The organism is Colwellia sp. BRX8-7, from assembly GCF_014077275.1.
Lineage (GTDB): Bacteria > Pseudomonadota > Gammaproteobacteria > Enterobacterales > Alteromonadaceae > Colwellia_A.
In genome coordinates this window covers 1-14,449 of record NZ_JACGVP010000022.1, presented here as the reverse complement: position 1 = coordinate 14,449, position 14,449 = coordinate 1, and the positions used below count along the sequence as shown (strand labels likewise).

At 36.6% G+C, this 14,449-nt stretch carries 10 protein-coding genes and 1 pseudogene; 5 read left to right on the top strand and 6 right to left on the bottom strand.

The annotated features are described in order from the left end of the window. The first annotated feature begins 8 nt into the window (after positions 1-8). Positions 9-1,706 (top strand): proline--tRNA ligase, encoded by a 1,698-nt coding sequence (locus tag H4J57_RS17465; protein ID WP_182243751.1) that lies wholly within the window; start codon positions 9-11, stop codon positions 1,704-1,706. A 179-nt stretch (positions 1,707-1,885) separates the two neighbouring features. On the opposite strand, the gene H4J57_RS17460 is transcribed toward H4J57_RS17465, so the two are convergent. Further along, positions 1,886-3,208, bottom strand: coding sequence for a hypothetical protein (locus H4J57_RS17460; RefSeq protein WP_182243750.1), 1,323 nt, complete (start codon positions 3,206-3,208; stop codon positions 1,886-1,888). 100 nt (positions 3,209-3,308) lie between these two features. Beyond that, positions 3,309-3,899 carry a hypothetical protein gene (locus H4J57_RS17455; protein ID WP_182243749.1) on the bottom strand — a complete coding sequence of 197 codons (591 nt, stop codon included), beginning with the start codon at positions 3,897-3,899 and terminating at the stop codon, positions 3,309-3,311. 168 nt (positions 3,900-4,067) lie between these two features. Between H4J57_RS17455 and H4J57_RS17450 the strand changes: the two genes are divergently transcribed. Together H4J57_RS17450 and yfbR are read left to right on the top strand one after the other, a co-directional pair. Further along, positions 4,068-5,282, top strand: a complete 1,215-nt coding sequence (locus H4J57_RS17450; protein WP_182243748.1) for a pyridoxal phosphate-dependent aminotransferase — start codon at positions 4,068-4,070, stop codon at positions 5,280-5,282. 23 nt (positions 5,283-5,305) lie between these two features. Further along, positions 5,306-5,899, top strand: coding sequence for a 5'-deoxynucleotidase (gene yfbR, locus H4J57_RS17445; protein ID WP_182243747.1), 594 nt, complete (start codon positions 5,306-5,308; stop codon positions 5,897-5,899). Between the two features lie 89 nt (positions 5,900-5,988). On the opposite strand, the gene H4J57_RS17440 is transcribed toward yfbR, so the two are convergent. Continuing rightward, positions 5,989-7,539 carry a response regulator gene (locus H4J57_RS17440; protein ID WP_182243746.1) on the bottom strand — a complete coding sequence of 517 codons (1,551 nt, stop codon included), beginning with the start codon at positions 7,537-7,539 and terminating at the stop codon, positions 5,989-5,991. Positions 7,540-8,022: 483 nt separating this feature from the next. Between H4J57_RS17440 and H4J57_RS17435 the strand changes: the two genes are divergently transcribed. After that, the gene (locus H4J57_RS17435; RefSeq protein WP_182222871.1) at positions 8,023-9,984 is read left to right on the top strand and encodes a methyl-accepting chemotaxis protein; all 1,962 of its coding nucleotides are present in this window, start codon (positions 8,023-8,025) and stop codon (positions 9,982-9,984) included. A 713-nt stretch (positions 9,985-10,697) separates the two neighbouring features. Here H4J57_RS17435 and H4J57_RS17430 read toward each other — a convergent pair. The 3 genes from H4J57_RS17430 to H4J57_RS17420 form a co-directional block, all read right to left on the bottom strand. Then, entirely contained in the window at positions 10,698-11,474 is a 777-nt protein-coding gene (locus H4J57_RS17430) for a tetratricopeptide repeat protein (RefSeq protein WP_182243745.1), read from the bottom strand. A gap of 412 nt (positions 11,475-11,886) precedes the next feature. Continuing rightward, a complete protein-coding gene (locus H4J57_RS17425; RefSeq protein ID WP_182243744.1) occupies positions 11,887-12,639 on the bottom strand; it encodes a hypothetical protein in 753 nt (250 codons plus the stop codon). Positions 12,640-12,761: 122 nt separating this feature from the next. After that, complete coding sequence (locus tag H4J57_RS17420) at positions 12,762-14,021, bottom strand: AraC family transcriptional regulator (RefSeq protein ID WP_182243743.1); 1,260 nt, start codon at positions 14,019-14,021, stop codon at positions 12,762-12,764. A 228-nt stretch (positions 14,022-14,249) separates the two neighbouring features. On the opposite strand from H4J57_RS17420, the pseudogene H4J57_RS17415 reads away from it, so the two are divergent. Then, positions 14,250-14,449 (top strand): annotated as a pseudogene (locus H4J57_RS17415) (transposase); the annotation flags it as partial.

Here is a 14,449-nt window from a genome sequence, read left to right as displayed (position 1 = left end):
TTTAGTCAATGCGTACTACTCAATACCTACTTTCTACCTTGAAAGAAACGCCAGCCAGCGCCGAAGTGATCAGTCACCAATTAATGTTACGTGCCGGACTTGTTCGAAATGTTGCTTCGGGTTTATATACTTGGTTACCCACAGGTCTCAAAGTATTAAGAAAAGTTGAAAATATTGTTCGTGAAGAAATGGAGCGAGCAGGCGCTATTGAAGTATTAATGCCTATGGTTCAACCTGCTGATTTATGGGAAGAGTCTGGACGTTTAAATGATTATGGCCCTGAGCTACTGCGCATAAATGACCGTCATGACCGTGCCTTCGTTTTAGGTCCAACGCACGAAGAAGTCATTACAAAACTAGTCGCTAATGAAATAAATAGTTATAAACAATTACCGCTGAATATATTTCAAATTCAAACAAAATTTCGCGATGAAATACGCCCTCGATTTGGTGTGATGCGTGGTCGTGAATTTTTAATGAAAGACGCCTACTCTTTCCATTTAGGCGAAGAGTGTTTAAAGAAAACTTACCAAATTATGTTTGACGCCTATTGCCGTATTTTCGACCGTTTAGGTTTGGATTACCGCCCAGTCATTGCTGACACAGGTTCTATTGGTGGTGAAGCTTCACATGAATTTCATGTTTTAGCTGACTCTGGCGAAGACGATATTGCCTTTAGTGACGGTAGCGATTTTGCAGCAAACGTTGAGAAAGCTGAAGCTATTGCGCCGCTAGGCGAACGAGCAGAGCCAACTCAGGAATTGACTAAGGTAGAATTAAAGCTTGAACGTTTAATCAAAACCTCAAACATAGATTTAAAAACTACAGTTAAAACACTATTAGTGCTTGGCTCTAGTGCTAAAGGTGAGCCAGAAAAATTCATTGCTCTAGTGCTTCGTGGCGATCATCAACTAAATGAAGTTAAAGTTGAAAATTTATCTGCTATCGCTTCACCTTTAACATTTGCAACTGATGAACAAATATCTGCAATTGCTAACTGCCATATCACCTCATTAGGCCCTAAAGGCTTACCTGTTGACGTTATTGTAGACCGCAGTGCTGCTCGTCTAAGCGACTTTGTCTGTGGTGCCAACGTAAACGGTCAATCTTATACTGGGGTTAACTGGAAACGTGATTGTGATGAAATCAACATTCAAGATATCCGTAACATCGTCGAAGGCGATCCTAGCCCTTGTGGTCTTGGTAATATTGTCATTAAGCGCGGTATTGAAGTGGGCCATATTTTCCAGTTAGGCGAAAAATACGCACAAGCAATGAATTGTGGCGTATTAACAGAAAATGGTAAAAATCAAACGTTAACTATGGGCTGCTATGGCATAGGCGTTTCACGTATTGTTGCTGCGGCTATTGAACAAAATCACGATGAAAATGGCATAAAATGGCCAGCAGCCATTGCACCATTTCAAGTAGCGATTGTTCCAATGAATATGGCAAAGTCTGCTCGTGTTAAAGAAACCGCAGAAGCTTTATACACACAATTACAGCAAGCTGGAATTGAAGTTATCTTCGATGACCGTAAAGAACGTCCGGGTGTGATGTTTGCCGACCATGAATTAATTGGTACGCCAATATTATTAATTGTTGGTGAACGTAATCTTGATGAACAGAACGTTGAAGTAAAAAACCGTATTAGTGGTGAAAAATCGTTAATGGCAATCAGTGATGTCATGTCTTTATTTGGCTAAACATCACATTGATTAACGGTGAGGTGCAAGGATTCAGTAATAATGACTTGAGAGTTGATGGTATTTGATAAAAACCATCTTCGGCTCTGGCATCCAGGCAGTTGTGAATATATCCCCTCATATTGAACATAAAAACGCGACCTTAAGGTCGCGTTTTTTATTGCTGGCTAGCGCTTTAGTTAATCTTGATAAACAGGAATTTTACGTAAACGCTCATCAATGCTTTGCAGCATGCTACGATAAACTAACGAATCAATATCACGATAATATTGTTCGAATTTCTTTTGGGATATACCTTCGGGTAAACCCGTCAATTCAGGTAAAATCAAGCTTTCATTAATGATATCGGCCAAGTGTTCTTGCACTTTTAAGGCGCTTTCATCCGAAGTTGTCGCCAGCATTGCCAGGCGAGTTCCAGCCCGATCGGCCATCAAGTCGGCAAAACTAAAACCACTACCACCACTGTTTGAGTCTAAAAATTCTTTTAGCTCGCCAATAGCATTACTTGCGGTACTGGTGCCAAATAGCTGCAAAGCAACGGAGTAAATAAAATGCTTTTGAATATCCACTCTTTCGCGTAACGTAACCCTTGCTCGGCGTATTGTTCGCTGTTGTATTTGCTCTGCTGACAGCTTAGAAATATCCCCTACTAAGAGCTCAAACTTATCGGTACCAAAATAAAGCACTAAGGCCATTAAAGCCGCTCGATTCTCTTTTGCCGGTGAATCAGTTATTGCGGCTAAATTACGTTGTTTTACTAAACCAAAAGTAAAACCAACATATTGAGTAAACGAAAGCTTAAGCGTTTTTGACTGCTCAATCGTGTCAACAAGGCTTTGATAATAAAACCGTATCACCTCAACATCACCATATAACGCAAGTTGGTCACGTAAAGCAAAAAGACTATTTTTATTGCTTAATGGCTCATTTTTTAAATCATCTGAAAGCACAATATCTACAGAAATTTTCTCTGCACTAATATCAACGCTTTTGATCATGCTTAATAGCGTGCTGCCAAATTCTTCTTTTACATATAGGTTAGTAAACCATTCAGCCAATTTAAGCAATCCATTACCCGGGAGCGCAACATTACCAATATAAACAGTGCCCAAATCAAGACCTTCCTTTGAAGAAACAAGCATCATCTCCACATTAAGGTATTTTATAAACTTGGGTAAAGGCAAGGCTATAGAAAAGTTAATTAAAGCACTGTCTTTAAATAAAACCACATCAGAGCTTAGTTGTGGAATGGCACGGTGACCAAAAGCACTGAGTCCATGAAGTTCAGCCTGAGTAGCTTGCAATTTAATCGGTTGCTGATCACTCTTTAAGGACTGAATTAAACGCTGAGTAATACGTTTATTTTCTGTCGCCGAATTAGCATCGATTTGATGTGTTCTTTGCAACTGCGGCGTTGACTGTAAGGCCATAAAAATGACAATGATAGCAAAGCAAAACAGTGAAACGAACAAGAGTAAAATTCTTTTTAACCAAAGTTTCAAAAGTAAACCTTCATTGTACACAATATTATTGAGCTATATTCTGATTGCCTTACCGATAAAAGTATAGTGATAAATACTACTAATTTATCTAGTTAACTGATCAGCAATCACAAATATCCCAATAAATTTTCCGATCGTATAATTTCGCTAAGCGAATATTAAGCGCCTTAAACGTTGTTAAATTCTTATCATGGGGTTTAAAACATTGCCAAATAAATTGGTGACAGTTATTTTCTATCATATGATAATCTCGGTATTGAAAAATTTGTTGCTGAGCACGTTGCGCGGCAAGTTCACTGGCAAAAGGTTTTGCTGTTGAATCACAAGCAATAAAAATATGTTTTCCTGAGCGCTCCTTAGTAAAGCGTTGCACCGAAATAGCTTTAATTAAACCATTACCATCGAGTTCAACAATTGTATTGTCACCAACCCAAATACCGGTGTGATCAAGTATACCGCCAACCCCACAACAAACAATTGCGCCAATTTCTGGTTTCACTTTTTCCGTGGTAGTAAACAAATCAGTTGGATACTGGACAACCGGAGATTCATGTTCATTAAACCGACCGAGACATTGTACATCACGATAATAAAAGCGTTTTCTTTGCTGTTTCTTGCGGTCGTCGGCTAACTCTTTTACCGCGAATACTGATATTGCAGCAGCCCCTAACCATAATAAAGGTAATGGCATTATTGACCTCCATGCTTAAATTTCACTCAATTAATAACAAGATGACGCTTTTATTTCATTAATGCTATAAGAAACTTGCAAGTAACTGTTTCAAAGCGGTTGATTATTAGTAACAATGAGGGATACATAATCAACCACAATATGAAAATATTCTATGAGACGCCGCTAATGAAAAACATCAAAAAATCATCAAAATTGAATAATGTTTGTTATGAAATTAGAGGACAAATCGCCGCCGAAGCTCGAAAATTAGAAGATGAAGGCCATAAAATATTAAAGCTTAATATCGGTAACCCTGCCCCGTTTGGTTTTGCTGCCCCCGATGATATTTTAAAAGATGTTATTCGCAACCTGCCTACAGCTCAAGGGTATTGCGAATCTAAAGGTATTTATTCAGCACGTGTTGCCGTGATGCAGTATTTTCAGCAACAAGGTATATTAGATGTTAGCGTTGAAGATATTTTTATCGGTAATGGTGTCAGTGAATTAATTGTGATGGCGATGCAAGCGTTATTAAATAATGACGATGAAGTCTTGATACCCGCACCCGATTACCCCTTATGGACAGCATCCGTAGCGCTATCGGGTGGCAAAGCTATTCATTATCGCTGTGACGAAGAAAACCAATGGTTTCCTGACCTAGTAGATATGGCGAACAAGATCACCGATAAAACAAAAGCTATTGTGCTAATTAACCCCAATAACCCAACGGGCGCTGTTTACAGTGAAGCGCTGTTAAAGGGCATTATTGAACTAGCACTTAAGCACGACTTAATTATTTTCAGTGACGAAATTTATGACAAGATTTTGTATGACGAAGCTACCCATATACCTACCGCGAGTTTGGCACAAGATGTCTTAATTATTACCATGGGCGGTTTATCAAAAAATTACCGTATCGCGGGCTTTCGCGCTGGGTGGATGGTAATTAGTGGTCCTAAATTTCATGCGGAAGATTACTTAGAAGGTTTGAATATTCTTGCTTCAATGCGCTTATGTGCCAACGTGCCTTGTCAACATGCTATTCAAACAGCATTAGGTGGCTATCAAAGTATTAATGAATTAATAAAGGATGATGGCCGTTTAATCAAGCAGCGAAATCTAGCGCATAAAATGATCAACGAAATTGATGGTTTATCTTGTAACCCTGCGATGGGGGCCTTGTATTTGTTTGTTAAAGTTGACCAAGAAAAATTTAACATTCTTGATGATGAGAAAATGATTTTAGATTTACTCAGACAAGAAAAAATTCTTTTGGTTCATGGCGGTGCGTTTAACATTCAGGAGAAAAATTATTTTCGTTTGGTTTTTCTACCCCATGTTGACGAATTAGTGCCGGCAATGACCAAACTTAAGAATTTTTTCAGTACCTATAGCCAATAACTACTTATATTAAGGAAATAACCATGCAGAGTACTTTTTTAGCTTGGATGTTCAGAATGCCGTTAATCAAACGTTGGGCGCTAATGTTTTGTGTGAAGCCAGAAAACGTTGCCGAGCACTCCCATCAAGTTGCGATTGTCGCTCACTTGCTAGCGGTCATTAAAAATAAGAAATTTGGCGGTAACATCAATGCTGACCGTGTCGCCACTATCGCTTTATATCATGAGGCAAGTGAAACTCGCTATGGCGATATTGTTAGCCCAACTAAATATGCTAATAAAGAAATTGCAAGAGAATTCAAGAAGATAGAGTACCTAGCAGAAAAAGAATGTTTAGCGTCTTTACCTGAAGAGTTTCAGGAACTTTTTTCGAATATTATTGTTCAAGATAACGTTGAAGTCCATTATAAAGCGATAGTAAAAGCGGCGGACATTTTAGTTGCTTATATCAAAGCACTCGATGAGCTCAATCATCACAACCCTGAGTTTTTACACGTTAAAGAGCGATTAGAAATAAAACTAGACGGGTTAAAAAAAGAAATGCCTGAAGTTGAATATTTTATGGATATATTCCTTGAAGCTTGTTCAGCCACAGTCGATAAGATAAGCCAAAATTAAGTTCATGTTAACAAGAGAGTAGAACATTAATAAAAATGTTCTACTCTTTCCCCTAATTGACAGTAATAACCTCGGTTGCTTATACAGTTTTACAATGGAGATTCACCTGGATTTAACACTCTAATTTGGCAAAACTCATCATAGTTTTCTATAAACACATCAATCATTTTTGCTTCAAACTTTTTGCCGCTTTGTTCAATTAAGAAAGCTTTTATCTCGGTATCAGACCATTTATCTTTATAACAACTTTCAGAGCCCAAGGTATCGAAAACGTCTGCAATAGCCATAATACGTGCTTCAAGCGGTATTTCTTCACCACTTAAGCCATCGGGGTAACCACTGCCATCCCAATTTTCATGATGGTAACGTGCTAACCTGGCACCTAGCTTTGAAACACTCGTTTTAGATTTTGACAATAATTGAAACCCTGCGTCGGCATGAGTTTTCATAATTTCCCATTCGTTGTTATCAAGCTTGCCCGGTTTATGGAGTAAATTAACGGGAATAACCACCTTACCAATATCATGTAGTGGTGCAGCTAAGCGAATAGCATTAACAAAGGCCTCACTTAGTTGTAATTTTTTCGCTAACAGTTCACAAATAAGTGCAACTCGATGAACGTGAGCCCCAGTATCTTTACTACGCGTTTCAATCGCTTCTCCAACGATATAGAGCAGTTCTTTCTGAGTTTTTTCTAGCTCATGTTGTTTGGATAAACTATCAAGGATAAGGGCAACATTAGTGGCAAACAACTCGGCTAAACTGGCTTTAAAATGCTCTGCGTCATCTTCGAATTCAATATAAAGTACTGAGACTGAATTGCCTGATGTTTCATAATATCCAACAAATATTTCATCGGTGAAATAATGCTTTTTATTTTCGAACGCTTTCTGGATTAAATATTTAACATCACTAGAAATATCTGACGCTTCAAGACTATCTGACTCACTCACATACTTACCGGTACAGGCAATAATCAGATTTGAGCTAGTTTCATCATATTCTAATTGGCTTCGGGCAATATAAAGCGCAGAGCTGTCAACATCCATTAAAGTCAATAAGTGTTCTAAAGCAGCAGAGCCAAAAGGCTTGAATTGATTAATTTTCAAAAGATCATGAGTGGTTTTTATTAACTGTTTAAAAGCATCTAAACTACGTTGTATCGTCATTATGTCACGGTAAGCCCGAATACTTGCGTAGACAGTTGTAGTCATTTTACCGGCAGTAAAATCAGTTTTTTCTTTATAGTCATTAATATCAAATTCTTTAATCACTTTAGCTTCAGGAGCTGAACCTGCCTGACCCGTTCTTAGAATAAGACGTATTGCTTGGTTTTTTAAGGTATTACGGATCCATTCAACAAGCTCTAAGCCTGCATGATCAGTTTCCATAACAACATCAACAAAGGCCATGCAAAAGGTATCATCTTTTAATAATATGTCACGTGCTTCAATAGAAGAATAAGCCGAAACAATTTCTAAGCTTCTGTGTTCAATAGTAGCATCCGCTAAAACCAGTCGAGTGACTTGATGCACAGATTCATCATCATCAATGACAAGTATCCGCCAGACCTTGTGCTTCTTTGGTTTTGACGTTAAAGGCTCATCTGCAGATTCTTCTTTAAAGAGAAAGTTTGACATTATTAATTCGTATTATTGTTATAGTTAACCCTAAGTGTAATAAATATATAGAATATTTCCTGCTATTTATGTAAATAATTGGTAAATATAATAAATAAAGCCTTAAAATAATGGGCAATATAAACTAAAACACCTATAGACAAAGCAAAGTGGCTATTCTTCACTGATAAACTTTCACTAAAAAAACACAACTAATAATCATAGATGGCAAGAGATTTTTCCGTGAAGTTTGTTGAGGCGTGTTTTTGTTTTGTGTCTGCGAGAAGAGCTTTCTTTCAACGGCTCAACTGGACCTGAATTTACTGTAATTTGGTTGAAGCTTTTTTGAAAACTTTTGGATTTTTAAGATACTGAAATGGGCAAGTAAAATCGGTCACAGTTTTGTAGTTTAGCCAATACTTTCACTCTGACTCATTTGGGCTTGGTCTCAGTATGATTCTCAGTTATATTATGGCTACATTTACGATTATTTAATGAATTTTTATGAATATTCGCTCTAAACTAACGTTGAGCTTTGCTGCTACGGTTATTTTACCAATTATTGCCATTGCAATTGTCAGTATATCAATGACGATTTCTATATCTTCAACAAGCTTTGTGGAACGCACTCAGGATGAATTAAGGCAAGTAGACAACGGCTTTCAATTGTTCTTCCAACAAATCAAAGCTAACGTAAAATTTTTAGCTCAAAATAAATTGACAACCCAACTTCCTGATAATACTCATACTTATATTGACTCTGATCATATGATGGAGCCAAAAAATGATTCTGTCGAAGAATTAAATTTATATAAGCTATATGAAGATTTTGGTTCATCACACCCTGATTTACTATACGTATATACAGGCACCAAAGAAGGTGGCTTTGTTCAATATCCGTTAGAAGTGCTTGGAGGTTATGATCCAAGACAACGTCCTTGGTACAAACAGGCGCTAGCCTCTCCAAACGCTCCAATTATTACTGAAGCATATCAAGATGTCATAGGAAAACCTGTAGTAACTTCTGCATTAGTGGTCAAAAATAAGCAAGGCGACATCATAGGTGTACAAGGTCTAGATGTTACCCTTTCAACATTAACGGATATATTAAGTAATACAAAACTAGGTGAAAGCGGCTATCTCATTCTTATTGATGAGTCAGGAACCGTATTAGCTGATGCCAAAACACCCGAGAATAACTTCAAAAATATTAAAGATCTTTCATCATCATCATTATTTTCCATATTACAAAAAAGTCCAAATCAAGATCATTTTTCTACCGAGCATTTAGGTGAAGATGTTGACGTTGCCAGTTATTATTCAAAAGAACTAAAGTGGCGATTTGTTGGCGTCATCCATAGCGATGAAATTTTAGCGCCTGCATATAATATGAGTCAGACCATTACCGTGATTGCCTTTATCATGGTTACATTATTTATTGCCATAGGATTTTGGTTAGCCAATCGTATTGTTCAACCCATTAACCGTGTGGCTGAAGGTTTGCGTGATATTGCACAAGGTGATGGAAATTTAACTAAGCGACTAGAGATTATTGGTCAAGATGAAGTCAGTGAATTGGCTCAATGGTTTAATCAATTCTTAGACTCGATTCATCAGCTTGTTGTTGATATTAAAACCTGTGCATCAACATTAAATGTGGTGGCTAATCAATCGGGTATACAAATCGCTGATGTAAAAGCAGTAAGCCATAAACAAGAACAATCAATAGATAATGTGAATAACCTTATCGCAACGATGACAGATATAGCACATCAAACATCAAACGACTGCCAAGAAAGTTCAACGACTATTATGAAAACTGAAGAGTACTCCAAAAAGGGTATTTCGTTAATTTCTGTCACGGTAAGTGAAGTGAGTTCGTTAAATCAATCGTTAAGTGAATCATCTCAATCGATGAAGTCACTTGAACTGGAAAGTGAGAATATTACTAAAATATTAGATGTTATCAGAAGCATTGCTGAACAAACCAATCTGTTAGCACTTAATGCGGCTATTGAAGCGGCAAGAGCTGGCGAGCAAGGGCGAGGCTTTGCTGTGGTCGCAGATGAAGTGAGAACATTAGCGCAACGCTCGCGAGGCGCTACCGAAGAAATTGATGCTGTATTAATGAACTTGCTGGATAAAACACGTGTTGTTTCTCAACAAATGGGCGTGAATGTCGAACAATCGAAACAGGCTATCAATAAAATTGAACAAGCGAACCAATCATTTAACGAAATCAGTACTTTGGTTGGACAAATGAAGGTAAATATCTCGCGTATTACTCAAGCCGCAGATCAACAGTGCAGTTCATCGGACTTAATCAATGACGATATTAGTGGCATTAATCAATCGGCAAAAGGTATTGTTAATACTGCTGATACATTGGCCGATGGATCGAATGACTTACTTGTTTTATCCAAAGATTTAACAAATTTAGTCGGTCGCTTTAAAGTCAATAATTAACACCAATATTAGTATTAAGTAACGGAGCACTATATTTTAACTATTTATACGAACCTGTAACAGATTTTGTTACAGGCTCTAGCCCACTTTTTTGCCCTACTTAAACACCTTATTTTTGCCTAGTAAAGATTATAAGTAATGAGCCCCATAGACCAAAAATATCGGTGAGGGCATTTAATAAACTTTCCTTAGTAACCTAACACCTTATTAGTATGCATTTCGATTTAAACTGTCGACATATCGAGCTGATTAATTCACACACAACATTTTATATAATAGATTTAGTAAGTTACCAGCAAGCTTCTCTGTATTGAGTGTCTTTTATGAATAAAAGTAACAAGCTATGTGTTATTCGATCCCAAAAATGGCACGTTATGTATATACTCTCAGCAGTAGAAACCCATATAAAACAAATGGTTGATGACTTAATTGAGATAAGCGCGTCTAAATTCCTGTATTACATAAACGTACCAAATTCATCATTCAGCTATTAATTTAGTAGTAAAATCGATTCATTAGAAAATATACAAAAATTTTTCTATGTTAATTTCAGTAAATTGCACCAAGAAGACCTTGGCAGTAGAACATCAAAATGGTCGGTAAATTAATTATTTAAGGCTCACTAATACCACTTTGTTGACCTTAAATAGAAACAAAAACCAGCCATTTTAGGACTGCTTAGTGCCATATTAGCGGACGGTAGGATGTCTGAGCTATTTACTATTTTCTTTTGCTATTCTTTTTAGGTAGTTCTTTTTCCTTTCATTTAAACCATTGATAAATTGTTGAGATTTATACCCATTTACTTTCGCTTTTTCAAGCCATGAATGTGCAAGGTTAAATTCATAATCCCCTCTGTTATCACTCCACCGATGAGCATACATCTTACCTAGCCAGTACATTGCTTCAATATCGCCACTTTCAGACACTTTACTTAAAAAATCCTCTGCTTTAGGTGAAAATGTATCAACCATGAAAAGAAATAGTCCATAGTATTTAAATGCTATTAAAGACTTATCTGTAATTGATTTTTCAAACCAATATATAGCTAGTTTCTCATTATCATTTTTTTCTTTTTCATCTGTTGCATCTATAGCTTTAATAGAATAAATCCATCCTACAAAAACTTGTGCATTTCTATGGTCTTTCTTAGCTGCCTCTAGAAGCCACCCCAGAGCAACATCACTATTTTTTTCGAGTAAATCCCCAGTTTGATACATAGAGCCAATAGTAAACTGTGCTTCGGTGTGTCCTGCATCACCAGCTTTAATCATAAATTTGAATGCTTCAGTAAGATATTCATTTAGAGTCGGTTTATTACTGCTGACAAGATGGAATATGTCATATTGGCTATTAATATCACCATCGAAAGCTTTAGTTTTAAGGTTATTGTATGAAGTGAGTAATTCAGAATTACTTGGTGATTTAATATCTTTGGAGGCTGCGCCCATGCTTAATAGTAAAAAGGTGACGTACAATATAGCTTTCATAACTTCCTAATATTCAAACTTCCTAATATTCAAACTTCCTCTTTTCGCTCTAAGAAGACATTAATTTTTTCAATTCGTTATGTCAACTAACCGCACTTTGTTGTCTTTACAATATTAATGAATAGTACATTTATTTACAGAACTCAAAGAAATAGATTTGAAAAACTTTATTATTACATATTAAATTTTATTGCTCTGTTACTCTTCTGAGAGTTTGCAAATCAAACAAATTACGCTTTAATCCAAGTAATATTATGATCAAAATCCGCAAAAACTAGCTGATACATTTAAATCTAACTAGCCCCGATACAGACACCAGATTGTGATTCCGATTGTCGAGGGTTCAAGTCCCTTTAGCCCCCATTATTCGGCTTTATTTTTTAGCTTTAATTAACTAATATTTATATTTATTCTAAGGCAGTAACCCAGCGTCCCAGAACTCCTGTTCTGTTGAGCCAACAGTCATGCCTGAAGTAAATACGAAGTTGATAGCGGCCAGTTCAGAGTCGCTAAATCGCGGAATAACGCCTGTTGAACCACCCGCTGAAGCCATAGTCCCTTCAGGAAAGACTTGCTGATTTACATGACAAAGACCAATACCGTGACCAACTTCATGAACATCGAAAATACCTCTATCAACCGGATAGAAAGACGTTCCATTTTTAATAATATAATCTCCTCCCTTGTGAAAATCCATATCTATGCAACCACCTCCTACTGCCGTACCACAGTATTTTTTCATTCCAGCACGATCAACAAAGTTAAAGGTTATTTGATTTTCTTGTGGGTTAGTAAGGTCACTTTTTTCACTTCGTACGACCAAAGTTGTGAAGTAACCCGCAACAGCAGTATTAATCTTATCCATTTCTTCAACAACGAATTGATAGTCATCATCAGTCGTTTCTGTAGGAATTATTACCTCAAGTAGGCTGCCCACAGGAAATGATACCCAACGTCCACGCGAGCCAGGACAGCCAGGGTCATTGCCAGGCGCAGAGTATGGACCAGTGCCAAAAAATAGCGCTTTTATATGATTCGACTGACGCTCATGCGAAACATTATTAGTCAAACCTGTTTCGTCAGACGAGCTTCCACCACAGCCGTATAATAAAGCTAATAAGAAGTAGACCATGACCGATGATAATATTGATTTTTTTATATACACGGGTAATACCTTTAAACGTTGTAAGTAGCCACTACCCTGCCATAGTTGTTAACATTTTCTGTCTTTCCCGATAACAAAGGACAGATTAATTTGATTTTATATTCACGATTATCCCAATAAAGCTAGGTAGTGCATGTTTTTAATCTGCGCTGTTTTTTATACTGACTGGGAGTTAATTGTGTATGCTTTTTAAAAGCATTATAAAAAGACGAACGAGAATTAAAACCTGCTGCGACCGAAACTTCCAAAACATTCATTTTATGTTCGCGATGCAATAAAGATTGTGCATACTCTACACGTAGATAATTAATGAAATCAAAAAATGTTTTATTGGCGCATTGATTAATCGCTTGCGACAAATGATGTTTAGAAAAACCACTTTGCAGTGCAAGTTGCGAGAGTGATAATTCAGAGTCTAAATACAAATTATCTTGATTAATAAAACGAGTGATTTCATCAAATACTTTGGCTGATAACTCTTCTGTTAAAGAAGAGTTTTGGTATTTCTCATCTCTAATCATAAGCTGCTCTTTCGTCTCTGTAATACTTTCTATTTTTTTCTCATCACTAAGATCAATGATATTTTTACTATCATTAGTGATTCTGTTTACAGTAAATATTACAGGCTGTTTTAATCCATAAATACTGATCAAGTAAAAACAAATAACCAGACCATATTCGGCTAATCTCCTCAAACCAATAACAATTGACTCCAGTTCCCCACAAGAAATGCCCATTACACTCTCTGAACAAGGTTCTACATAAATCTCGATGGTTTCACTAAATACCCAAAACAAAAACAACAAAACAATCGTACTGAATAGCCTCATCAGCCAGGTTAGGCTTATTTTCTCAACATTTGAAAAATCATCAGCTATATCAGTTCGATGTTGAATTAATCGCTGATAAACACAGACTATATATAAGGCTAATATGACTAATTTTAATGGAATGAAAATCATATCAAAAATAGTTAAATACCAAAGTCCAAGTAAAGTTGTAGGCGTATCAGTAAACCAAGCAAGTTTAAATTCAGCACTTTGCCAATAAAACGGCAGTGATATTACTACTGCTAATATAAAAGGCAAAAAGTGTAAAATGTTAACTTTATAAAATGATGGCGAGGTCAATTTGTTCACGTACAGAAACAGTAATGGTCCAAACAAAAAGGCAATAGGAGCATCTAGTTCGATTAAGTGTGGACTAAGGTTAAGAAAACCAGCAACATCTAACACCATAAATGACAGTCTTAAAGCCAAAACAAAAACAAATAGAGCTAGTAGTAAATTGGCATTGTTTTCTTTGTTGTTCTTGGTTAGCAGCGCAAAAGATAAATAAAATCCATGAGCACTACCTAAAAGCAGTAAAATAAATTCAATCATAAAAAGTCAGATAATGTATACAGAATGTTGCATGATATGAATAATTTGGTGAACGCGCAACTAAGCAGAGACTATCTCGCTAATGAAAGAATTAATTGTTTTTCCTATTTTTTTCTCATTAAATGGAATGAATCTTAACATTTCCCATTAAGCCACCCATAATAACTTGTTTGTTTTTTCAACGATAAACTACACTTAATTCACCCTCTTATAAGTGTGGTGATTGTTATGCCTAAGCCTCGTTCACAACAAATCAGTTTATCTGATACGCCGTATTATCATATTTGCAGTCAAACCGTTCGAAAAGCCTTTTTATGTGGTGTTGATAAAGAAACCGGTGTCAGTTACGAGCACAGGCGTCATTGGATTGAACAGCGTATTTTTACATTATCTCAAGTCTTTGCTATTGATATTTGTGCTCACGCTGT